Source organism: Vibrio cincinnatiensis DSM 19608, from assembly GCF_900167345.1.
Classification (GTDB): Bacteria; Pseudomonadota; Gammaproteobacteria; order Enterobacterales; family Vibrionaceae; genus Vibrio; species Vibrio cincinnatiensis.
On record NZ_FUXB01000001.1, the window covers coordinates 89852 to 112328 of the forward strand.

Below are 22477 nucleotides of genomic sequence, written 5' to 3' on the forward strand. Positions count from 1 at the left end.
TATGATATTTCATATGTGTTTATGTCTCGAATGGGATGCGACATCGAATTCTTCGGTGAACGGATACCGTGATTCGCTGATTCTTACCGAGATTCATTTCTATTGAGTTGGAGACCCCTCATGGGATTATTTGAACGTTACCTATCCGTTTGGGTAGGATTGGCTATTCTGGCTGGTATTGCTTTAGGCTCTCTTGCCCCCCGATTTTTTTACTCTCGTAGCGAAATTTGAATATGCGCAAGTCAATATTGCGATTGCTGTACTGATTTGGTTAATGATTTACCCAATGATGGTACAGATCGATTTTTCATCGATTAAAGATGTGGGCAAAAAACCGAAAGGTCTAGTGTTAACCTTGGTGATTAACTGGTTAGTGAAACCATTCACCATGGCTTTTCTAGGCTGGTTATTCTTTAAGGTATTTTTTGTTCATTGGGTCGATCCACAAACAGCGAATGAATATATTGCAGGAATGATTTTGCTGGGAGTGGCCCCTTGTACAGCCATGGTGTTTGTCTGGAGTCAATTAACCAAAGGGGATGCGAATTACACACTAGTTCAGGTCTCTGTTAACGATATCATTATGATTTTTGCCTTTGCTCCGATTGCAGGGTTATTACTTGGCATCACCGATATTACAGTTCCTTGGGATACCTTGTTACTCTCCGTTGTGCTGTATGTGTTGATCCCTCTGATTGTTGGTGCTTTGACTCGCCAGCGGTTGGATAAAGCGAATGATCACTCTCAACTCAATGTCTTTTTAGCGAGAATGAAACCATGGTCGATCATCGGTTTGTTAGCAACGGTCGTGCTACTGTTTGGATTTCAAGCAGAAACGATTCTTTCTAAGCCGCAAGCGATTGTACTCATTGCTATTCCTCTATTAATTCAAACCTATGGTATTTTTGCGATCACTTACTTTATTGCTAAGAAAATAAGTTTGCCGCACAACGTTGCTGCGCCAGCTTGTATGATTGGAACCTCCAATTTTTTTGAACTGGCGGTTGCGGTTGCAATATCTCTGTTTGGTTTACATTCGGGTGCTGCTTTGGCGACGGTTGTCGGTGTTTTAGTCGAAGTGCCCGTGATGTTGAGTTTGGTATGGTTTGCTAACCGTACTCGCCATTGGTTTGAGGAGTAACCTTTTAAACCGATAGTGGGGTGGCTTAGCCATAAGTAGCCAACTGGGTGTATTTGACCTTTTATGGCGAATAAAATGTATTCCTGTTATCCCCGCGCGTCGGCGGGGATCCCTGTTTTTTAGGCTATAGATGTCTGCTTGCACAGAAATTACCATATTGGGGTCAGTCGTAAAGCACCGATTAGAGTTTTTTTGCTAATAGCTCAGCGATTTCATCATCTTTCTTATGTCGAACATCCAGCCCTTTCACAAAATAAATGGTGTACTCACAGACATTACGAGCATGGTCACCAATACGTTCTACTGCTCGGCCAATCCAAGTAATTTCCAAAATTGTTTGGTAATGTGTCCCTTGAACCAGCATATCTTTATCATTCTGCCGTAAAATTTCCCCATAGCTGTTGTCGATGTGGTTGTCTAACATCGCGGCTTGTAAGGCTTCTTCTGCGTTCATGTTATGAAACGCATCCATGGATTTTTGTAGCATATTAATGACGTGCGCATTGATCTGTTCAAACGCATCTTCTTGCAACTCGATTCCATCAAAGTAATTCTTTTTACCCGGATGATGCTCTTTTAAGCGCAAAACGGCATGAGCGATGCGTTTGGATTGATCACCGATACGCTCAAGATCCATAATCGCTTTCATTATTGAGAACACGGCACGTAAGTCACGCGCTGCGGGCTGACGCTTGACCAAAATGTCGATACATTGCTGGTCAATCGCCAGTTCAAGTAAGTTAATATTATGATCGTTTTCAATCACTTGCTTAGCAAGGGTGGTATCACCTGTCATAAACGCATTTAAGGCATGGCGAACTTGCGTAATCACCAAATCGCCCATATTAACAACCCCATCAACAATAGAACGCAGTTCACTGTTGTAGCTGTGTGAGGTGTGCCCATCGATACGATGAGTTGGCATAAACTTCTCCTAAAAAATCGTCAATTAACCGAAGCGACCGGTAATGTAATCTTCTGTGCGACTATCATGAGGGTTCGTGAAGAGTTCGCGGGTATCATTGAGTTCCACAAGGTTACCCATATGGAAAAATGCGGTTCGGTCTGACACTCGTGCAGCTTGCTGCATATTGTGGGTCACCATGGCAATGGTATAGCTGCCTTTGAGCTCATCAATCAAGTCTTCAATGATGGACGTTGCAATGGGGTCTAATGCGGAGCAAGGTTCATCCATCAGAATCACTTCTGGGTTTACGGCAATGGCGCGGGCAATGCATAAGCGTTGTTGTTGCCCTCCTGACATACCCGTTCCCGGTGCCGATAACCTGTCTTTCACTTCGTTCCATAATCCTGCACGGCGTAAGCTGTTTTCTACAATTTCATCCAAATCATTTTTGTTATCGACTAACCCATGCAAACGAGGGCCATAAGCAATGTTTTCATAGATGGATTTCGGGAAGGGGTTGGGTTTTTGAAACACCATTCCCACTTGAGCGCGTAGCTGAACGACGTCTAAGTTTGGATGATAGATATCTTCTCCATCTAGGGTGACGGAGCCGGTGACGCGAGCACTATCAATGGTGTCGTTCATTCGATTCAGGCAGCGTAAAAAGGTGGATTTGCCACAACCAGAAGGGCCGATAAAAGCGACGACTTCATTTTCTGTGATATCCATATTGATGCCGTGTAGCGCTTCGGTTTCGCCATAAAACACTTTGACATCACGAGCCGCCATTTTGGTGCTTTTCACCACACTGGCTTTGGATTGTTGGCGGACCATTTGCGGGCTGATTATAGACGGATTTTTCATTACTACTTCACTTATCATATTGATTTACCAACGTGTTTCAAAACGTCGACGCAACCAAATGGCCAACGCGTTTAGGGTAATCATCAGTGCCAACAATACGGTGATGGCTGCGGATGTTCGTGCTTCAAAAAAGTTTCTTAATTCATTGCCCTGCCAAAGAAATATTTGTACGGGTAAGGCGGTAGATTGATCCATGGGGGTACTTGGAATGCTGGCGACAAAGGAGTTCATACCGATGAGAAGCAGCGGTGCGGTTTCTCCTAATGCTTGGGCGATACCTAAAATGGAACCCGTTAAGATGCCGGGCAGGGCGAGAGGCAATACGTGGTGGAATACGGCCTGCGTTTTCGACGCGCCAATCCCCAGTGCCGCTTGGCGAATCGAAGGGGGAATCGCTTTGAGCGTTGAACGTGTGGCAATGATGACTGTCGGTAAGGTCATTAGAGTTAGCACTAACCCTCCAACAAACGGGGCGGATAACGGCAGTTTAAACCACAAAATAAATACGGAAGCACCAAGTAAGCCAAACACGATGGATGGAACCGCTGCCAAGTTATTGATGTTGACTTCAATGAGATCAGTCAGTTTGTTTTTAGGGGCAAACTCTTCTAAGTAAATGGCGGACGCTACGCCAATCGGTACGGCTAACACCATCACAATCAACATCATAAAGACAGAGCCCATAAAGGCACCCGCAAGGCCGGCTGAAGCGAGCGAACTGCGAGAGTCCACATTCATGAAGAGTGCGGTGCTGAATTTGTTTTCAATCACGCCACGTTCAGCCAATTGATCGGCCCAAGCCCGAGTGCGAGCGCTCAGTTGTTGACGAGAATCAGGGAGATCGCGGTCAATATTGCCCTTTAGCCAAACATCGACATTCGCATCCGCTAAGAGATTCAGACGCACGGTCTGCCCCACAAGAGAAGGATCATTGACTATCATATCGCGTAAAGCAAAGCGCTCACCACTGGTCACGAGACGCAGAGCATCACGTTGGTAGCGGGCCGCTTCGGGCAGCTCTTTTACTAAGCTATTCATAATGATGCGATTAAAATTGACCATGCCAACATTACTTTGCCAAGCCAGCATACGCTGATGGAATTCAGCGGATGTCTCATTGTGTCCTTGGATCGGTTTGGGTTCGATGTTGACGATTTGCGGATCAAAGTGAACATCTAAAGTAAGCGTTGCCTGCCAAAAAGCCGGAATGCCTTTTGAAAGAATAGAAACAAAGAGTATCAGCACAAAGCTGAGGGCTAAACCGACGGCTCCCATACCGAAGGCTTTGAATCGTCGTTCACTGGCATGACGTTTCTTTAATGATTGAGCAATTCGTTGCTTCGTTTGCTCTCGCTGTATTGAGTCATCAGTGGAAGCGGTTGTTAAATTTTGCATGATACTGTCCATGGCATTACTCATATTGTTCACGGTACTTACGTACAATCATCAAAGCGATGATGTTAAGAAACAGGGTGATCACAAACAGGGTTAAGCCTAAAGCAAACGCAACCAGTGATTGTGGGCTAGAGAAATCGAGATCGCCCGTTAGTTGATTAACAATGGTTACCGTCATGGTGGATACGGCTTCAAACGGGTTTGCGGTAAGCACCGGGCTATTACCCGCTGCGAGAACGACAATCATCGTTTCGCCGATGGCTCGGCTAGCCGCAAGAAGAACAGCTCCAGTAATACCGGGTAGGGCTGCGGGTAACACCACTTTACGAATCGTTTCCGACTTTGTCGCTCCTAATCCCAATGAGGCATCACGTAATGTTTTGGGAACTTGCGTTAAAATGTCATCCGAAAGAGAGGAGATAAATGGAATAATCATCAGCCCAAGTACGATACCTGCGGTCAAGGCTGAGGTTGCTCGAATACTGACACCGAGCCAAACGCCTAATTCGGAGAGAAATGGACCGACGGTGATTAATGCAAAGAAACCATAAACAATCGTCGGAATTCCCGCTAAGACTTCGATAAGGGGTTTAGCAACGGAGCGAACACGGTTAGGTGCATACTCCGCAAGGTAGATTGCCGCCATTAATCCAATAGGAATGGCCACCGCAAGGGCAATAAGCGCAATCATAAAAGTGCCCCATAATAGGGGAAGCATACCAAACCCAGTTTGACCACTTACCCCTACGGTTGAAAATCGGGGGTTCCAAGTGGTGCCAAAGAAAAAATCGAGCGGGTCAACAAAACTGAAAAAACGAAAAGCCTCTCCCAGCATAGAGAGCACAATGCCTACCGTGGTAAGAATCGCAATACCAGAGCAGAGAATTAAGACAATATGTAGGGCTCGTTCAACGTGATTTCGAGCGCGTAAGTCAGGACGAATACGGCGCGTACTAAAAACCACCCCTGTTGCGGCTAAGGTTGCCATTAAACTACTGAGTAGAAGATGGCTGGTGAATTGAATTTGCTGTAAGTAATCAGCGGCACGAATTTGGTACTCACTGAATTCACTGGCGACCGCAAAGCCGCTGGCTAAGTTATGGAGCTGATTCATCAATACCCGAGCATGGTCAGCCGTTTCGGGTTGATATTCACTAGGTAAGCTGTTGAGCACTAAATTTTGAATCAATCCGGGGGAGACAATCGTCCATAGAATAAGTACCAAAAAGGCTGGGACAACGGCCCATAGTAAAGTCAACATGCCGTGATAGACAGGACGAGAATGCAGGCGTTGATTAGATCCGGTATTGGTTGATGCTACTTTTTTACTGCGCGTTAAGCCAAGTTGATAAGCCAAAGCCATCACCGCCAGTACCACCACCATTAGCATCATATTGCTCATGATTTTTTACCTTAATTCACCAAGCAGTAAGAGATGAATGTGACATCTCTTACTGCACTGGGGTGTTACAGTGTTTTACGGTTACGAATAGTGTTACTTACTTGCGCTCGTTCGGTTTCATCCATTGGAATCAAGCCAGCCGCTTCTAGTGGGCTTCCCATACCACCGACTTGTTCACTTACGAAAAATTGTGCGTATTCAAGTAGGCCAGGAACAACACCAACGTGAGCATTTTTGATATAAAAGAACAGAGGGCGTGAAACAGGATATTCACCCGTTGCAATTGTCTCTAGGCTTGGGGTAACGCCATTAACGGTAGCCACTTTGAGGCGGTCACGGTTTTGGTCATAGAAACTTAAACCAAAGACGCCGACAGCGTTACGTTGTGCATCTAAACGAGCCAAGGTTTCTGTGTAGTCACCCGCCACTTCAACTACTCGGCCATCTGTGCGAATGGCATTACAAAAACTGGTTTTCGCCTCTTTACCCATCGCTTTCACTTCAGCCAAGGTTTCACAGCCTGGATGCACGACTTTCTCTTCATACACTTCACGGGTACCGTGGTTTGAACCAGGGATCACCAATAGAATGTCTTGATCAGGTAAAGATGAATCAATCTGTTTCCAGTTGGTGTATGGGTTGGCGACCATTTTGCCATTTTGAGGAAGTTGCGCTGCGCCCGCTTTAAATACATGCTCAGGCTTAAGTGCGAAGCTACCACTATCGGTTCGTGACGCGAAAACAATGCCGTCATAACCAATCTTCACTTCAATGACACCCGTTACTCCGTTTGCTCGGCAATTCTCTAATTCATTCGGACGGATGGCTCGTGAAGAGTTAGCGATATCAATAGTATTCACTCCCACACCTTGACAAAATTGACGTAAACCACCACCAGAGCCGCCAGAGCCCACAATTGGGGTGTTAAATTGGGCGAACGTTTGACCAAATTCTTCTGCGACAATCGATGAAAACGGTAACACAGTGGAAGAGCCAGCAATTTGGATAGTTTCTCGGGCCATTGCAGGTGCTGAGATAGCCGTGGCGATGGTTGAGGCAAGCAATAGCGCGTTGCGTCCAAACTTCATAATATTTCCCTCGTTAATTTCATATTGTAAACCGCCTTGGCTTGTTAGCCTTCCGTAAGCGGCTTTGTTTGGTTTAACTAAGTTGAATTCTGATCGGCTTGTGTGACAGTAAAATGGATCTTATATGACAATAATGTGACAGGCCGGAAGGGGATAAAGGTGACTCGGAATGAAAGGGGCTAGATGAAACCATGCTATGACGGTGGTGTGACTCTATGATGACGGCTCTATTGCAGGCTTCTTTTATATGAAACTTTTATGACAATCGCAGTTCTTGCATTGACGTGCTCCCTTTTAAATTTATGATATACGCATATCCATATAAGGTAATAACTATGCTTCCTCATCAATTTTTTAAATTATTGGCAGATGAAACTCGAGTTCGCTGTTTATTAATGATCGCCCGTGAACAGCTGCTTTGTGTTGCTGAGTTGACCGAGGCTTTGCAAGAGAGTCAGCCGAAAATCTCGCGCCATTTGGCTTTATTGCGTTCAAGTGGTGTGGTGGTGGATGTTCGACAAGGGCAGTGGGTCTTCTATCGTCTCTCAGAACATCTCCCAGGCTGGATGAGAAAGCAGATTCAAGGATTAGTGGATTCCAACTGTTTAAAAGAAGAGTACCAGCAAGACATGGTTCGCTTAGCGGCGATGAAGTTACGCCCACAGTGCTGTGTCTAAAAATACGGTTTTAAGAAGGAAAAATTATGTCGATTAAAGTAGGAATTAATGGTTTTGGCCGTATCGGTCGGTTAGCTCTACGTGCAGCGTATGATTGGCCGGACATGGAATTTGTGCAGATCAATGACGTCGCGGGTGATGCTGCTACGTTGGCACATTTACTTGAGTTTGATTCGGTACAGGGGCGTTGGCAGCATGAAGTTCGAGCAGAGGGTAATGCTCTGATCATCGATGGAAAATCGATTCACACAACGCAACAACAAGCGATTAATGCAGTGGATTGGTCTGGGTGTGATGTGGTGATTGAAGCGACAGGAGTGCATCGTAAAAGTGAATATTTAAACCAGTATCTTGCTCAAGGGGTGAAGCGGGTTGTGGTGTCTGCCCCCGTCAAAGAAGCGGGGATTGCTAATATTGTGGTGGGAGTGAATGAGCATAGCTTTAACCCCGAAGAACATCGCATCGTGACGGCTGCTTCTTGTACGACCAACTGCATCGCTCCGATTGTTAAAGTGATTCATGAAAAACTCGGCATTGAACACGCTTCTTTTACGACGATTCACGATTTAACCAATACTCAAACCATTTTGGATGCCCCCCATAAAGATCTTCGTCGCGCTCGTGCTTGCGGGATGAGCTTGATTCCAACGACAACCGGTTCCGCAACAGCAATCGTCGAAATTTTCCCTGATTTGGCGGGGAGAATTAACGGCCACGCGGTGCGAGTCCCGCTAGCGAATGCTTCTTTAACGGACATTATTTTTGATGTGAAACGTGATACCAGTGCAGAAGCGGTCAATGCGCTACTCAAAGAAGCGTCAGACAATGAGCTGAAGGGCATTCTTGGCTTTGAAACACGGCCACTGGTTTCGATTGATTATAAAGGGGATCCGCGTTCAACCATCGTTGATGCGCTTTCAACCATGGTGGTCGGTAAACGGATGGTGAAAATCTATGCTTGGTATGATAACGAAATGGGTTACGCCACTCGTACGGCTGAGTTAGTTCGTAAAGTGGGTTTGGCATAAGGAAGAAAAACATGACACATCCAATATGGGAATTGCCGCTAGACAATGGTGCAGCGCTGATCTTAACCCCTTGCCCTGGCACGAAAGGCACGTCATTAGCAGACAGTGTTGCGCAGCTAAAAGCGGTAGGGGGAACCACGGTGGTGACGGCCATCAATGAGCATGAGATGCAGCAACAGGGGGTGAGCGAGTTAGCTCAGCGGGTACAAGAGGCTCACATGCACTGGTTTCATGCCCCGATTGAAGATGACTGCGCCCCCGATGCTGTATTTGCTAGCCAGTGGGCACAAATAAGCCCAGCTTTACATCGTGCGATAGAGAATGGTGAAAAGGTCGTTTTTCACTGTCTCGGTGGTTCCGGGCGAACCGGATTATTGGCGGCGCACTTATTGTTAGAAAAAGGCTGGCCGCTGGCACGTATTATCCATCAAGTTCAAGCGTTGCGCCCTGGCGCTTTTACTAAGCCGGTACAAGTCGACTATATCGAACGGATTGCCAAAAAGTAACCCTTTAACAAGAGTGGCGCTAGCCACTCTTTTCTTAGCGAGAACTCACATGTTGTCTCAACTTCATTCTTCAATACGTCAGTATATGTTGGTGACGTTTAATTACTGGAACTTCACGATTACTGATGGCGCGTTGCGGATGTTGGTCGTGTTGTATTTTTATGATTTGGGTTATTCGACCTTAGCCATCGCCTCTCTCTTTTTATTCTATGAATTCTTTGGGGTTGTGACCAATTTGATTGGTGGCTGGCTTGGTGCTCGGCTCGGGCTAAACCGGACAATGAATATTGGCCTTGGTATGCAGATCATCGCCCTTTTAATGCTGGCAGTTCCGCCTATGTGGTTAACGGTTCCTTGGGTGATGGCGGCACAAGCATTGTCTGGTATTGCAAAAGATCTCAATAAAATGAGCGCCAAGAGCGCGATTAAAACGTTAGTGCCGGATGATGCACAAGGGGCGTTATATCAGTGGATCTCCATGTTAACCGGTTCAAAAAATGCGTTAAAAGGAGCGGGGTTTTTCTTAGGAGGCGCATTGTTAACCTGGATTGGCTTTCAATATGCCGTTCTAGCCATGGCTCTAGTTCTGAGTGCTGTTTTTGTTGGCAGCTTATTGATGCTGCAAGCTGAGATGGGTAAAGCGAAAGCCAAACCTAAGTTTTCCGACATTTTTTCTAAATCTGCTCGGGTAAATATTCTCTCTGCTGCTCGAATGTTTTTGTTTGGAGCGCGGGATGTTTGGTTTGTGATTGCATTGCCGATTTACTTAGGCTCGGTGTTTGGTTGGGGACACAGTACCGTGGGTGGCTTTCTTGCTTTATGGGTCATTGGTTACGGTATAGTGCAAGGATTTGCTCCTCGGATCACGGGTAAAGCGGCAGGTCAGGTGCCAGATGGAAAAGCCGCTATTGGCTGGGCAGCGTTGTTGACATTGATCACTGGAGGGATTGCTTACAGTATTCAAATGCAATGGCAACCTGAGCTGGTGATCGTCTTCGGGCTTTTGATCTTTGGTGCCATTTTTGCGGTTAATTCTTCACTGCATTCTTATTTAATTGTCAGCTATGCCAAAGAAGAGGGGGTTTCTTTGGATGTTGGATTCTATTACATGGCGAATGCGATGGGGCGACTCATTGGGACCATACTGTCTGGTTGGGTATTTCAAGTTTGGGGACTTGCTGCCTGTTTATGGGTTTCCTTTGTCTTTTTGTCTCTCACCACATTGATTTCATTGTGGTTACCGAAAGCACAGCACAGTTAAAAAGCCCTATCAAAGCATGAATATCCTGTTTAGCTTTCGGTTTTATCATAGTAAGTTTTCAATATAGATCAGAGAGATAGCTAGTAGCGCTAGGCATTCAGTAATACTATTTTTCAACAGGATGGGTAGGGGTTCTTTATCTATCTCTCCGGCCTTATTGCTCAGGTCGGGTTTGTACTGAAAAATCAACATTCAAGGAATAAGAATGAAATTACTACGACTAACAACGTCGATGGCTCTGGTTTTATCGGCTTCCATTCAGGCGGCGGACTGGGGCTATCAAGGTGAGCATGCTCCTGAACATTGGGGGCAAGTCTCCCAAATATGTGAAGAGGGGAAAAATCAAAGCCCAATTGATGTCACTCAGGCCATTAAATCTGAGTTAGCTCCGTTGAATATTCATTACCAAGGGGTTATTTCGGGGCTGACTAATAACGGGCATACACTGCAAGCCTCGGTATCTGGAGAAAACCAATGGTTGCTGGATGGCGTTACCTTTACCCTTCGACAATTCCATTTTCACACACCATCAGAAAATAGACTTCAAGGTCAGCAATATCCACTTGAAGCCCATTTTGTGCATACCGATGAGGCTGGAAATATCGCCGTTCTTGCGGTTATGTTTGAGCGAGGTGAAGCCAACGCCGCCTTATCTCAATTAATGGTGAAACTTCCTAACGTGGGGGAAAGCATGGAATTGAGCAACGGCTTTGATGTTCAATCTTTATTACCTTCACTCGGCCAGTTCTACCGTTTTAATGGTTCATTAACCACACCACCGTGTAGTGAAGGCGTTCGTTGGTTGGTGTTAAAGCAGCCGAAAACCCTTTCTGTTGAACAGGCATCGGCTCTTCACGCAATGATGGGGAATAATAACCGGCCTCTCCAGCCCCACAATGCTCGGCTGATTTTAAGTCAGGAGTAGCATTTAGCGTCACCGTTTAGCCCGATTCAAGCCATGAAACCAAGCCAGTTTACTGATATGCTGGCTTTCATTTTGTCATTGTCGGACGTTTTCAGGAGACAAGTATGCACTTATCCGATCCCAACCTATTTCAGCAAGCGTGTTTTATTGATGGACAATGGGTCCAGAGCCGCGAGGGGAAAACGACCTCAATCACCAATCCTTACGATCATTCAGTACTTGGTACGGTGCCAGAGTTAACCGCGCAGCAAGTCACGGAGGCTATCGCTTCTGCAACACTGGCGCAGCGTCAATGGGCAAAGCAAACTGCGGCGACCCGCGCTATGGTTTTACGCCAATGGTTTAACTTGATTGAGCAGCATGCAGAAGATTTAGCCCAGATCATGACGCTTGAACAAGGGAAGGCTCTTAAAGAGTCGAAAGGAGAAATTACATACGCAGCGAGTTTTGTGGAATGGTTCGCGGAAGAAGCAAAGCGATCTTATGGTGAGATGGTACCAACACATAAAGCCGATGCGCGTATTTTGGTCTCTCGTGAGCCCATTGGTGTCGTGGCTGCGATCACACCGTGGAACTTCCCGGCCGCAATGATAACCCGCAAATGTGCTCCCGCTTTTGCTGCTGGATGTGCAGTGATATTAAAGCCTGCACCAGAGACACCATTTACGGCTTTGGCATTCGCCGAGTTAGCGAAACGCGCTGGGCTACCTGCCGGATTATTGCAAGTCGTCACTGGTGATGCCGTCATGATTGGACAACTTTTGACCGAAAGTCCTCTTATTCGCAAACTCTCATTTACGGGTTCAACTCGGGTTGGAAAAATTTTAATGGCACAATCGGCTTCCAATGTAAAAAAACTCTCTTTGGAGTTGGGTGGTAACGCCCCTTTTATTGTTTTTGAGGATGCCAATATTAATGCTGCGGTTGAAGGAGCTATGATTGCGAAATTCCGCAATGCAGGGCAAACCTGTGTGTGTGCCAATCGTATTTATGTGCATGACAGTATCTATGAACAATTTACGGCTAAGCTGATTGATCGAGTGCGTAAACTGAAAGTGGGCAATGGATTAGCCGATGGGACCCAAATGGGACCATTAATTAATGATGCTGCGGTCAATAAAGTGCGTAGCCACATTGAAGATGCTTTAGAAAAAGGAGCCAAAGTGGCGTTTGGTACATTACCAGAAGCGGGAAGTCGGTTGTTTATTCCTCATGTCTTAACCGAAATGAGTGATGATATGCTGGTGGCTCATGAGGAAACCTTTGGCCCACTCGCTGCCCTATTTCGTTTTAGCACTGAAGAAGAAGTTATTAAAAGAGCCAACCGCAGTCACTTTGGTTTAGCCGCCTATTGCTACACTCAGTCACATGCACGGGCGTGGCGAATGAGCGAGCAATTAGAAAGTGGTATTGTGGGTATCAATGAAGGGTTAATTTCAACCACCGTTGCTCCCTTTGGTGGCGTGAAAGAGTCTGGCTTAGGACGAGAGGGCGCGAAACAAGGGCTAGAAGAGTATCAAGAGGTAAAATATACCTTAATGGGTGGTTTGTAACATTAAGGTAATGGCGGTTTGGGTGTAGTGGTTTGTACATTGAGCGGGTGCCATTTCAGTGAGCCATTGGTTTCAAACTTGTTGGCTCGCTGACAAATCAGCACGGTCTGCCCTATGGGTAAAATTGCCCCTTCAGAATAGGCTTTATCTTGATAGTAACAAACACGTTGGGTGCTACCGTGCTCAAGTAGCACGGTTTTGGGTAACGTATGGTTTGATTCTGCCAGCACTGTGTGGCTTGTCAGCAAGGTCATGATCACCAGTGTTTTTTTAAGCATGAGAAGCACTCCTCTTTTACCTTAACCCCATTGTCGCTGATAGCGGGGAAGCATACTTTCGTTACCTAATAATCCCCCTTGGTGGATATAGATTAACGATAGATCATTATGCTGCGGTAACCAATCCATTAAACAGCGCCACATCAAAGGATCGTACAAGAGTTCAAATTCAACATGAGTTTGCTCATGTAACTGCTGCCATATTTGGTAATCTTCGTGATAAAGGTGCCCAAAATGGTGTTTTCGCTCAGGTGAAAGAATGATCGGATGATGGCTTTCTCCAAGTTGTTGCCACTGTTGCTGAAGGTAGGTTTCCCCACCCACACATGGACAGGTGATAACGGCAATATCATGGACCCTTAAGGCCTTGTGTAAATAGAGAGAAGTGGTACCTGTTCCGGAAGGTAGGGCGACAACCCAGCGCTGCTTTGGCTGTTGTTGAATCCATTCCAGCAGTTCATGGGCCAGTTGCTTTATGCCATATTCCGCTAGAGGAGAGCGCCCTCCTTCTTCAATAAATAGGCAATGTTCATCGGGCTGACGTACGTGCAGGATGTACTGGTGAGGATGTTTAGGAAACAAGCCCCCTGTCTCTATTACCTTAGCACCAAGATCCAACGCGGCACGGTAATTACCAATAGGGCGTTTTTTTAGCCAGTGAGGGATATGGCCAACATAATATTCTAATTGCCAGCCACGAATGGCGGCTAAACCCGACAGTGAATAGAGCGAGTTTGCTTGCGCGGAACCATAACTGACTAAAGTGGTGATATCGGGCGCGTCCATTTCCAGTAAGGAAAGAAATTTACGGGCTTTATTACCACAAAATTGTGGATGGAGTTGATCATCGCGTTTGAGATAGAAAGCGTGGCCTTGAAAATGGTGCTCCGTGATAGGGCTATGAGTCAGTTTCATGGAAAGATAAGTTTGAAAGATTGAAGCGGCAGAGTATACCCTTTCTTGCACTTAAGCGGTATTCGATACGAAAAAAAGCCCAGAACAAAGTCGAACTGGGCGGATAAAATATAGGAGTTAAATAAGAAAAAGCAGCGTTGTGGTTGTCAGTGAAGAAGAAAGTTCGACGGCCGTTAAACTCTTAATGCTCTGTCAACTACGATAAATCAGACCGGGCTAAATCGAAAGAGTTCCTTAAAAAACGAAAATTAATGGTATTTTTTTAGAAATATCTTAAATAGATACATTTTCAATCAGTTAAGTAACAAAAAATTCCTCTGGTCGGACCATGGCTGAAAAGTGTGATGTTAAGCGCTTGTTAATCTTCTGTTTCATGGGTATATTTCAAACAGATGTTTGATACGGATGATTGAAATGGTTTCGAAAAGCAGTACCAAAGAAAAAATACTCGATGTTGCAGAAGGATTATTTGCAGAGCATGGCTTTAATGATACTTCACTTCGTACCATAACCAGTAAAGCTAACGTGAATTTAGCCTCGGTCAATTATCATTTTGGTGATAAGAAAACCCTCGTCCGCGCCGTATTGAGCCGCTATCTTGAAGTATTTATGCCAGCGGTCAAAGCTTCATTGATTGAACTTAACCTTAAGGATGACTATTCGATGGAAGCCGTTTTTGAAGCACTACGAGGGCCACTAAAGGCACTTAAACATGTACGTCCTAATGGGACCAGTCGGTTTATGCTGTTGATAGGCCGAGGTTATACCGATGTACAAGGGCATTTGCGCTGGTTTATCACCACCCGTTATGACGAGGTATTAAATTTATTTACTCAATCGGTCATGAAAGCAAATCCCGATTTAACACGAGAGACCTTATTCTGGCGGTTACATTTCACCCTTGGAACTTGTGTTTTTACGATGGCTTCTAGCCAAGCATTAGCCGAGATCGCTGAGAATGACTTTGGTAGTAAAGTGGATGCTAACTCAGTGATCGATCATATTATTCCTTATTTGGCCGCCGGTGTGGCAGCGAAATAAGTTAACGCAATACAACAATAATAAATATAACGATTAACCAGTGAACAAAAGGATCTGACTATGAGCTCTCTAAGAAGAAAATGGATTAGTGACCCTGCTTTTAAACTCTTTAAACAGGTTTTACCTCCGTTATCGGCGACCGAGAAAGAAGCAATGGAAGCGGGAAGTGTTTGGTGGGATGGGGAACTGTTCTCTGGCAAACCTGATTTCAAAAAATTACACCATTATCCTAAACCGACCTTGAGCGCAGAAGAACAAGCATTCATGGATAATGAATTAGAAACGCTTCTTTCTATGATTGATGAATATAAAATCACCAAGCATGATCGGGATTTACCTAAAGAAGTATGGGAGTTCCTGCGCAAAGAACGTTTCTTCTCTCTCATTATTTCGAAAGCTTATGGTGGACGTGAATTTTCCGCCCTCGCAAACTCGACGATCGTATCTAAAATTGCGACTCGTAGCATCAGTGCGGCCGTGACGGTGATGGTGCCCAACTCATTGGGACCCGGAGAATTATTGTCTCATTATGGTACGCAAGAACAGAAAGACTACTGGTTACCACGTTTAGCCGATGGTACGGAAATCCCCTGCTTTGCATTAACGGGCCCAGAAGCGGGTTCCGATGCGGGCGGTATTCCTGATCAAGGCGTGGTGTGCTACGGAAAGCATGAAGGAAAAGAAGTATTAGGGGTTCGTTTAAGTTGGAATAAACGCTACATCACCTTATCTCCGGTGGCAACGGTATTGGGACTAGCCTTTAAATTGTCAGATCCTGAGGGATTGCTTGGTGAACAAAAAGACGTTGGCATTACCTGTGCACTCATTCCCGCCAATCATAAAGGGGTGGAAATTGGTGAACGACATGATCCACTTGGATTGGCATTCATGAATGGTCCCACTCGTGGCAACGATGTTTTTATCCCCATGGATTGGCTAATTGGCGGTGTTGATTATGCGGGCAAAGGCTGGCGGATGTTGGTGGAATGCTTATCTGCGGGACGAGGTATTTCCTTACCAGCACTGGGGACCGCGATTGGGCATTTAACCTCTCGTACTACAGGGGCTTATGCGTATGTTCGTAAGCAGTTTGGTATGTCGATTGGTAAATTTGAGGGTGTTGCTGAAGCATTAGGTCGAATTGGTGGACTGACTTATTTACTCGAAGCGACACGGACACTGACGACCACATCATTAGACCTTAAAGAGCGGCCGGGCATTATTACGGCCATAGCAAAATACCATATGACAGAAATTGGTCGTACCATTTTGAATGATGCGATGGATATTCATTCCGGAAGAGCGATTCAAGATGGCCCGATGAATTACCTTTCCTCCCATTATCTTGGTGTGCCTGTTGCGATTACCGTTGAAGGGGCGAATATTCTAACGCGTAATTTAATGATCTTTGGTCAAGGTGCCACCCGTTGTCATCCGTACGTTCTCAAAGAAATGGAAGCGGCGGCTAATCCCGATACAGAACAAGGTGCAAGAGAGTTTGATGCGTTATTGTTTAAACATATCGGTCATGCTTTGAAAAATACCTTTGGTGCATTGGGGGCGGCTTTGACGGGATCTCGTTTTATTAAAGCAGACATGAGCGGGCCAACCAAAACCTACTACCAGCAAATGACACGTTTAAGTCGTGCTTTAGCGGTGAGTGCGGACTTTGCCATGTTAACGCTCGGTGGTGAACTGAAACGTAAAGAGATGATCTCAGCTCGTTTAGGTGATGGGCTTAGTTATCTCTATATGGCTTCAGCGGTGTTAAAACGCTACGAAGATGAAGGACGCCAGCAAGCTGATTTAGATTATGTTCACTATGCTATGCAGCATTGCTTACATCATGCAGCAAAATCGTTGAATGATGCTTATCGGAACTACCCACAAAAAGTGGTTGGTGTGGTCATGAAAGGGCTACTTTTCCCATTGGGTAATCATTATCAGGCACCTAGCGATCAATTGACCGTGAGAATAGCGGAAAGCTTGATGACTCCTGGAGCACATCGTGATCGCTTAACGCATTTATGCTATGTGGGGCAAGATGAGAATGACAGTGTTGGCTTGATCGAAAAAGCATTCCTTGCTATGTACAGCGTGAAAGGCTTAGAGCGCCAGATGCACAAAGCAGTCAAAGAGGGCAAAGTGGCTCGTAAAGGACCGTTGGTTGAACGTTTAGCTCAAGCGAAAGCGGCTGGTGTACTCACCGCTGATGATGTCGAGGCAATTTTGGCAGCAGATAAATTGCGCTATCAAGCGATTCAAGTTGACCATTTTAGCCACGACATGTCAGAAGTTCGGACCCATAAGGTCAAACCACCGAAATTGAACCATGTTGCTTAAACTTGAATAGTCTTTTTATCCCTCTTCACAAGGCCTCATTTTGGGGCCTTGTCTCATTTTTAGGCAGATTGTGGCAAAATCATCATTAACAGCTCCAACCACTTGGCAAAAAACTGCATTTTGACAGAAATAAGATGCGATCTGGTGCTGAAACTTTTATCCTAACCGAGATTTTTGAAGGAAGTTGAATATGATCATCAAACCGAAAATTCGTGGATTTATCTGTACCACTACCCATCCAGTGGGTTGTGAAGCGAACGTAAAAGAACAAATTGCCTACACTAAAGCTCAAGGCCCTATTGCCAATGCACCCAAGCGTGTTCTCGTTGTTGGGTCTTCTAGTGGTTATGGGTTATCGTCTCGTATTGCTGCTGCTTTTGGCGGTGGTGCAGCGACTATCGGGGTCTTTTTTGAAAAGCCGGGTACTGAGAAAAAAACCGGAACGGCGGGTTTTTACAATGCGGCAGCCTTTGATAAGTTGGCGCAGGCTGAAGGTCTATATGCAAAAAGTCTCAATGGCGATGCTTTCTCTAATGAAGCAAAACAGAAAACGATTGATCTTATTAAGCAAGATCTGGGTCAAATTGATTTAGTGGTTTACTCGTTGGCATCTCCCGTGCGTAAACTGCCAGAAACTGGCGAAGTGATCCGTTCGTCGCTGAAACCTATTGGTGAAACGTACACCTCAACAGCGGTGGATACCAATAAAGATGTCATTATTGAAGCCAGTGTTGAACCCGCAACAGAGCAGGAAATTGAAGACACCATTACTGTGATGGGTGGGCAAGACTGGGAACTGTGGATTCAAGCATTAGATGAAGCGGGTGTTTTAGCTCAAGGGTGTAAAACCGTTGCGTATAGCTATATCGGTACCGAATTGACTTGGCCAATCTATTGGGATGGGGCTTTGGGCCGTGCAAAAATGGATCTCGATCGCGCTGCTACGGCATTGAATGCGCAGCTTGCCGCGCAAGGGGGCAGTGCTAATGTCGCAGTACTGAAATCCGTGGTCACTCAAGCAAGCTCCGCCATTCCAGTGATGCCACTTTATATTGCGATGGTCTTTAAAAAGATGCGGGAAGAAGGTATCCACGAAGGCTGTATGGAGCAAATATTCCGTATGTTCAGTCAGCGTTTGTATAAAGCGGATGGTAGTGCGCCGGAAACGGATGAGCAGAATCGCCTACGTTTAGATGATTGGGAGCTACGTGACGATATTCAGCAGCATTGCCGCGAGCTATGGCCGCAAATTACCACCGAAAATCTAAAAACATTGACCGATTATGAGCTGTATAAAGAAGAGTTCTTAAAACTGTTTGGCTTTGGTGTTGATGGGGTGGACTATGATGCGGACGTTAGCCCAGAAGTTGCGTTCGATGTGATTGATATCTAAGCGGTATTATTCTAGTCCAAAATGACAAAAAGGCGCAGTTTGCGCCTTTTTAGTCTCTTAATTCGTTGAGTTGCTTTAGTTTAAAATGATTAAGATGGTGCCCGCTAAGGTCATTAAAATATTGGCAATAGCGTAAGTACCGGCATAACCCAGTGCAGGAATGGTGGATTTTGCATAATCATTAACGATATCCATAGCAGGAGCACAAGTTCTGGCCCCGATGATAGCTCCAAAGAGTAGAGCACGGTTCATCTTCAGTAAATAGGCACCAACTAAATAAGCAAAAACCACAGGGAGCACACTGACAATAAAAGCGAGCCCAATGACTTGTGGGCCCACTTCAGATAAATGTTCAAACATTTTTCCCCCGGCACTCAGCCCAATGCCGACCATGAAAAACATTAGCCCCAGATCTTTAACCATATTCAAAGCACCCTGAGGAACATAACCAAAGGTAGGGTGGTTCGCTCGTAAGAAGCCTAAGGTAATGCCGGATAATAAAAGCCCCACCGCATTACCTAAGCTGAAGGAGACTTGGCCAAAGGTCATGGTAATTAAACCAAAAACGATACCCAGAATGAAGAAGCTGCAAAATGCCATTAAGTCAGCCATTTGGCTGTGAATAGAGATAAAACCGATCTTTTCCGCAAGGCCTTTGACTCGGCTTTTTTCTCCACTGACTTGCAATACATCGCCTTTGGCTAACACGATATCCAGATCCATCGGCATTTCAATTTGTGCACGTACGACTCGGTTTAAGAAACAGCCATATTCAGACAAATTAAGATCAGATAGGCGTTTTCCGGCAATACTGTCACTTTTAACCACGATTTCTTCTTCCGTGATCCGTAAATCGAGAAGGTTACGATCAAAGACTTCTTTCCCATTACGAAAGCTAGGATCAAGGCGGGCATGGCTATCAGGAAAACCGACCAATGCAATCTCATCTCCTTCTTGTAAAATAGCATCACCATCGGGGTGGGCGAGAATACCATTACGACGAATCCGTTCTATATAACAACCCGTTTGGCGGTAGATCCCCAACTCTCGCAAATTACGTCCATCAACCCAGTTGGCCAATTCCGGCCCAACTCGATAAGCTCGGATGATGGGGAGATAGACTTTACGTTGTCCACCGATCCCCCGTTCTTGTGCTATTTGTTGAGCAGAATCAGAGAGATTTTGTTTTTGTAGTTTAGGCAGCAGCTTGGCAAACATGATCATACTGATCAGACCAATAAGATAAGCCATGGCATAGCCGACTGAGACATTTTCTAAAATAAGCGACAAATCCATATTTCGCGGAACATTCGCAAGCCCTGAATTGAGCGCATCTTGCGCCCCAACTAATACGGGAGTAGAGGTCAAAGCTCCCGCCATCATACCGGCAGCTAATCCATAATCCAGATTGAAATAGTGGCTGGCAAAATAGGTTATCCATGTTGCGGTGATCAACACCACTAAGCTGAGAATCAAATAATGTTTGCCATCTCGAAAGAAAATACCAAAAAAGTTTGGGCCAGCTTCGATACCTACACAGTAAATAAATAGCATAAAGCCAATGGTTAACGCTTCAGCATTAAAGGAAAAACCGAGATGCCCCATGACAAGAGCGGTAATCAGGACGCCGATTGAGTTTCCTAATTGTAAACTGCCAAAGCGGATTTTTCCAAAGGCAAGGCCAATCGCCAAGACCACGAAAATAAGGAGGATGGGGTTTTGTTCTAGCAAAAGTACAACGTCGATATTCACAATTTAGCTCAGTTCAAGCGCGCAAGAGGGAGGGTGATTAAATTGTGATGATTGTATCGTAAATAGGCAAAAAGATAAGTGATATTTTCCATCTTTGTGCATTCTCTAATCTAATGAACAAAGAAAACCCCGCTAATGTGTCGCGGGGTTGATGGTTGTTTGAGAGGGGTTATTCGTTAAACAGCCCTAAGTGCTCTTTTGCATAAGCTTCAAAATCAGTACAGCCACCAATGTGCTGTTGATCGATAAAGATTTGAGGCACAGTTTCAACCGGTTTACCTACGGTTTTTTCTAGATCGGCTTTAGAGATCCCTTCCTCATGAATATCAACATAACGGTAGTTGAAGTCATCACGCTTTGTTTTTAACGTTTCTGCGAGCTCTTTAGCTCGAACACAATAAGGGCAAGCCGGACGGCCAAAAATCACAACGAACATAACTTTCTCCTCTATTTCGTTTGCGTCACTATGCCCGATCCCAATTAGGAAATAAAGAGTGAATTAGCTCTCGTTCTGATAGAGAAAAACGATGGTTGATTTTTTCATCAGCGGAGTAAAGTGCTGATTCTCATCATTAGTGGGAACAGGGTGCAACCGTACAATCAGGATGTGATGATGTGCATACTCTTTAATGAATCTTTTTTTATTTCTTCGCTCATTGCACTGCATCAAAAAATGATCAGCCAATTCATCGCAAGCTGGTATCAAGTAAAGGAATCTTGGGGTTTGGAGGTTGCATGTTTCAGTTTATGACATCGAATAGGATCATATTCGGTGAGGGAGTGTTGCAAAACTCGTTATCCATGATCAATCAATATGGATACAGCGTACTTTTAGTGTCAGGGAAAAACCTTCAACGAGCTCAGATAATCACGGATTATTTACAGCAACAACACATGCGTTATCAGCATATTGCTATTCATGGCGAACCCAACATTACTATGGTGGAAGAAGCCGCGATGGCGGGGCGTCGTTTTCAACCTCAAGTGGTGGTAGCGATAGGAGGTGGTAGCGTCTTGGACATGGGTAAAGCTTTGGCGGCCATTATCCCTAATCAAGGTAACGTTTATGATTATGTTGAAGTCGTCGGGCGAAATGTGCCATTAAAAACTAAGCCATTGCCTTTCATTGCCATACCCACGACCGCCAGTACCGGGGCGGAAGTCACAAAAAATGCGGTGTTAAAATCGGGGCAAGATAAAGTTAAAGTGAGTTTACGTAGCCCGGATATGCTGGCAGCACTGGCTATTATTGATCCCAGTTTAACCTATGGAACCGATCGTTATACTTCAGGGCGCGGCGCAATGGATGCCTTCACGCATTTAATGGAAGCGTATGTCTGTGGGGAACCGAATCCGTTAACGGATATGATTTGTGAAGAAGGGCTTCGTCGTTTAGCGCGCTCTACGGTGGCGGCGTGTTGTCGGGATGAAAAAACAGCACGAGCCGATCTCTCTTTTGCGGCGATGCTTGGAGGGATGGCGATTACCAATGCTAAGTTAGGGGCGGCTCACGGTTTGGCTTCGGCACTGGGTGGAAAGTTAGAGGCCCCCCATAGTGTGATTACGGCACGTTTAGCCCCTTATGTGATGCGTGAAAATATTAATGCGGCTAAGCAAGAAGCGCGTCATGATATTTTGCAGCGTTATTATCGAATTTCACAAATATTAACCAAACGGAAAAATGTCAATATTGAGGACGGGGTACTCTGGGTACAAATGATGTTGGACAAACTGCAACTACCCAAGTTGACTCAATTTGGTGTTTGCACCACCTCATTTGAGCAGGTTGCGCAAGATGCATTGCGCTCTCAGGCCATTAAAGGTAATCCGCTTCCTCTGACTCATGAGCGCTTGGTGTATATTCTTCACCAAGTCTGTTCTTGTGATGGGGAGGGAAATGCTCAGCGTGATTCCATTGATGATGAAGTCAAAATGCAACTGATAGAAGAAGAAGTATTAACGCAAGGAAGTGAACTTAACCCTTAGGGGAACGTAAAAAAACGGAGCT

General features: G+C 45.3%; 19 protein-coding genes and 1 pseudogene. 11 read left to right on the forward strand and 9 right to left on the reverse strand.

Going from position 1 to position 22477, the window contains the following annotated elements:
• Window positions 1-120: 120 nt before the first annotated feature.
• Window positions 121-1141: pseudogene (arsB, locus tag B5D54_RS00465) on the forward strand (ACR3 family arsenite efflux transporter).
• Window positions 1142-1322: 181 nt separating this feature from the next.
• Here the strand turns inward: arsB and phoU are convergent.
• The 5 genes from phoU to B5D54_RS00490 all read right to left on the reverse strand — a co-directional run bounded on the left by phoU (window position 1323) and on the right by B5D54_RS00490 (window position 6797).
• Window positions 1323-2066 carry a phosphate signaling complex protein PhoU gene (gene phoU / locus B5D54_RS00470; protein WP_078924508.1) on the reverse strand — a complete coding sequence of 248 codons (744 nt, stop codon included), beginning with the start codon at window positions 2064-2066 and terminating at the stop codon, window positions 1323-1325.
• A gap of 24 nt (window positions 2067-2090) precedes the next feature.
• A complete protein-coding gene (gene pstB, locus B5D54_RS00475; RefSeq protein WP_172459900.1) occupies window positions 2091-2882 on the reverse strand; it encodes a phosphate ABC transporter ATP-binding protein PstB in 792 nt (263 codons plus the stop codon).
• Window positions 2883-2936: 54 nt separating this feature from the next.
• On the reverse strand, window positions 2937-4307 hold the full coding sequence (pstA, locus tag B5D54_RS00480; RefSeq protein ID WP_078924714.1) for a phosphate ABC transporter permease PstA: 1371 nt from the start codon (window positions 4305-4307) through the stop codon (window positions 2937-2939).
• A gap of 16 nt (window positions 4308-4323) precedes the next feature.
• Window positions 4324-5709 (reverse strand): phosphate ABC transporter permease subunit PstC, encoded by a 1386-nt coding sequence (gene pstC / locus B5D54_RS00485; protein WP_078924510.1) that lies wholly within the window; start codon window positions 5707-5709, stop codon window positions 4324-4326.
• Window positions 5710-5774: 65 nt separating this feature from the next.
• A complete protein-coding gene (locus B5D54_RS00490; protein WP_078924511.1) occupies window positions 5775-6797 on the reverse strand; it encodes a substrate-binding domain-containing protein in 1023 nt (340 codons plus the stop codon).
• Window positions 6798-7132: 335 nt separating this feature from the next.
• On the opposite strand from B5D54_RS00490, the gene B5D54_RS00495 reads away from it, so the two are divergent.
• The 6 genes from B5D54_RS00495 to B5D54_RS00520 all read left to right on the forward strand — a co-directional run bounded on the left by B5D54_RS00495 (window position 7133) and on the right by B5D54_RS00520 (window position 12747).
• A complete protein-coding gene (locus B5D54_RS00495; protein ID WP_078924512.1) occupies window positions 7133-7474 on the forward strand; it encodes a metalloregulator ArsR/SmtB family transcription factor in 342 nt (113 codons plus the stop codon).
• Between the two features lie 26 nt (window positions 7475-7500).
• A complete protein-coding gene (locus tag B5D54_RS00500) occupies window positions 7501-8502 on the forward strand; it encodes an ArsJ-associated glyceraldehyde-3-phosphate dehydrogenase (RefSeq protein WP_078924513.1) in 1002 nt (333 codons plus the stop codon).
• 11 nt (window positions 8503-8513) lie between these two features.
• Window positions 8514-9008, forward strand: a complete 495-nt coding sequence (locus B5D54_RS00505; RefSeq protein ID WP_078924514.1) for a cyclin-dependent kinase inhibitor 3 family protein — start codon at window positions 8514-8516, stop codon at window positions 9006-9008.
• A gap of 49 nt (window positions 9009-9057) precedes the next feature.
• Window positions 9058-10269, forward strand: a complete 1212-nt coding sequence (gene arsJ, locus B5D54_RS00510; protein ID WP_078924515.1) for an organoarsenical effux MFS transporter ArsJ — start codon at window positions 9058-9060, stop codon at window positions 10267-10269.
• 205 nt (window positions 10270-10474) lie between these two features.
• A complete protein-coding gene (locus B5D54_RS00515) occupies window positions 10475-11194 on the forward strand; it encodes a carbonic anhydrase (RefSeq protein WP_078924516.1) in 720 nt (239 codons plus the stop codon).
• Between the two features lie 104 nt (window positions 11195-11298).
• The gene (locus B5D54_RS00520; RefSeq protein ID WP_078924517.1) at window positions 11299-12747 is read left to right on the forward strand and encodes an NAD-dependent succinate-semialdehyde dehydrogenase; all 1449 of its coding nucleotides are present in this window, start codon (window positions 11299-11301) and stop codon (window positions 12745-12747) included.
• Between the two features lie 2 nt (window positions 12748-12749).
• Here B5D54_RS00520 and B5D54_RS00525 read toward each other — a convergent pair whose 3' ends face one another.
• A complete protein-coding gene (locus B5D54_RS00525) occupies window positions 12750-13025 on the reverse strand; it encodes a DUF1496 domain-containing protein (protein WP_078924518.1) in 276 nt (91 codons plus the stop codon).
• A gap of 21 nt (window positions 13026-13046) precedes the next feature.
• Window positions 13047-13940: a 1-aminocyclopropane-1-carboxylate deaminase/D-cysteine desulfhydrase gene (locus B5D54_RS00530; protein WP_115174058.1), complete on the reverse strand. Its 894-nt coding sequence runs from the start codon at window positions 13938-13940 to the stop codon at window positions 13047-13049.
• 414 nt (window positions 13941-14354) lie between these two features.
• Here B5D54_RS00530 and psrA point away from each other — a divergent pair, with 414 nt between their 5' ends.
• From psrA to fabV, 3 genes are all read left to right on the forward strand, one after another.
• A complete protein-coding gene (psrA, locus tag B5D54_RS00535) occupies window positions 14355-14981 on the forward strand; it encodes a TetR family transcriptional repressor PsrA (protein ID WP_078924520.1) in 627 nt (208 codons plus the stop codon).
• A 60-nt stretch (window positions 14982-15041) separates the two neighbouring features.
• Entirely contained in the window at window positions 15042-17324 is a 2283-nt protein-coding gene (locus B5D54_RS00540) for an acyl-CoA dehydrogenase (protein WP_078924521.1), read from the forward strand.
• Window positions 17325-17514: 190 nt separating this feature from the next.
• The gene (gene fabV, locus B5D54_RS00545) at window positions 17515-18717 is read left to right on the forward strand and encodes an enoyl-ACP reductase FabV (RefSeq protein ID WP_078924522.1); all 1203 of its coding nucleotides are present in this window, start codon (window positions 17515-17517) and stop codon (window positions 18715-18717) included.
• A 75-nt stretch (window positions 18718-18792) separates the two neighbouring features.
• Here fabV and B5D54_RS00550 read toward each other — a convergent pair whose 3' ends face one another.
• Together B5D54_RS00550 and B5D54_RS00555 are read right to left on the reverse strand one after the other, a co-directional pair.
• The gene (locus B5D54_RS00550; RefSeq protein ID WP_078924523.1) at window positions 18793-20469 is read right to left on the reverse strand and encodes an aspartate:alanine antiporter; all 1677 of its coding nucleotides are present in this window, start codon (window positions 20467-20469) and stop codon (window positions 18793-18795) included.
• A 169-nt stretch (window positions 20470-20638) separates the two neighbouring features.
• Window positions 20639-20905, reverse strand: a complete 267-nt coding sequence (locus B5D54_RS00555; protein ID WP_078924524.1) for a GrxA family glutaredoxin — start codon at window positions 20903-20905, stop codon at window positions 20639-20641.
• A gap of 299 nt (window positions 20906-21204) precedes the next feature.
• On the opposite strand from B5D54_RS00555, the gene B5D54_RS00560 reads away from it, so the two are divergent.
• On the forward strand, window positions 21205-22455 hold the full coding sequence (locus B5D54_RS00560; RefSeq protein ID WP_078924525.1) for an iron-containing alcohol dehydrogenase: 1251 nt from the start codon (window positions 21205-21207) through the stop codon (window positions 22453-22455).
• The last annotated feature ends 22 nt before the right edge of the window (window positions 22456-22477 follow it).

Coding starts and splice junctions, on each gene's coding strand:
- phoU (WP_078924508.1), bottom strand. CDS start 2,066: ATGCCAACTCATCGTATCGATGGGCACACCTCACACAGCTACAACAGT.
- pstB (WP_172459900.1), bottom strand. CDS start 2,882: ATGGTCCGCCAACAATCCAAAGCCAGTGTGGTGAAAAGCACCAAAATG.
- pstA (WP_078924714.1), bottom strand. CDS start 4,307: ATGCAAAATTTAACAACCGCTTCCACTGATGACTCAATACAGCGAGAG.
- pstC (WP_078924510.1), bottom strand. CDS start 5,709: ATGAGCAATATGATGCTAATGGTGGTGGTACTGGCGGTGATGGCTTTG.
- B5D54_RS00490 (WP_078924511.1), bottom strand. CDS start 6,797: ATGAAGTTTGGACGCAACGCGCTATTGCTTGCCTCAACCATCGCCACG.
- B5D54_RS00495 (WP_078924512.1), top strand. CDS start 7,133: ATGCTTCCTCATCAATTTTTTAAATTATTGGCAGATGAAACTCGAGTT.
- B5D54_RS00500 (WP_078924513.1), top strand. CDS start 7,501: ATGTCGATTAAAGTAGGAATTAATGGTTTTGGCCGTATCGGTCGGTTA.
- B5D54_RS00505 (WP_078924514.1), top strand. CDS start 8,514: ATGACACATCCAATATGGGAATTGCCGCTAGACAATGGTGCAGCGCTG.
- arsJ (WP_078924515.1), top strand. CDS start 9,058: ATGTTGTCTCAACTTCATTCTTCAATACGTCAGTATATGTTGGTGACG.
- B5D54_RS00515 (WP_078924516.1), top strand. CDS start 10,475: ATGAAATTACTACGACTAACAACGTCGATGGCTCTGGTTTTATCGGCT.
- B5D54_RS00520 (WP_078924517.1), top strand. CDS start 11,299: ATGCACTTATCCGATCCCAACCTATTTCAGCAAGCGTGTTTTATTGAT.
- B5D54_RS00525 (WP_078924518.1), bottom strand. CDS start 13,025: ATGCTTAAAAAAACACTGGTGATCATGACCTTGCTGACAAGCCACACA.
- B5D54_RS00530 (WP_115174058.1), bottom strand. CDS start 13,940: ATGAAACTGACTCATAGCCCTATCACGGAGCACCATTTTCAAGGCCAC.
- psrA (WP_078924520.1), top strand. CDS start 14,355: ATGGTTTCGAAAAGCAGTACCAAAGAAAAAATACTCGATGTTGCAGAA.
- B5D54_RS00540 (WP_078924521.1), top strand. CDS start 15,042: ATGAGCTCTCTAAGAAGAAAATGGATTAGTGACCCTGCTTTTAAACTC.
- fabV (WP_078924522.1), top strand. CDS start 17,515: ATGATCATCAAACCGAAAATTCGTGGATTTATCTGTACCACTACCCAT.
- B5D54_RS00555 (WP_078924524.1), bottom strand. CDS start 20,905: ATGTTCGTTGTGATTTTTGGCCGTCCGGCTTGCCCTTATTGTGTTCGA.
- B5D54_RS00560 (WP_078924525.1), top strand. CDS start 21,205: ATGTTTCAGTTTATGACATCGAATAGGATCATATTCGGTGAGGGAGTG.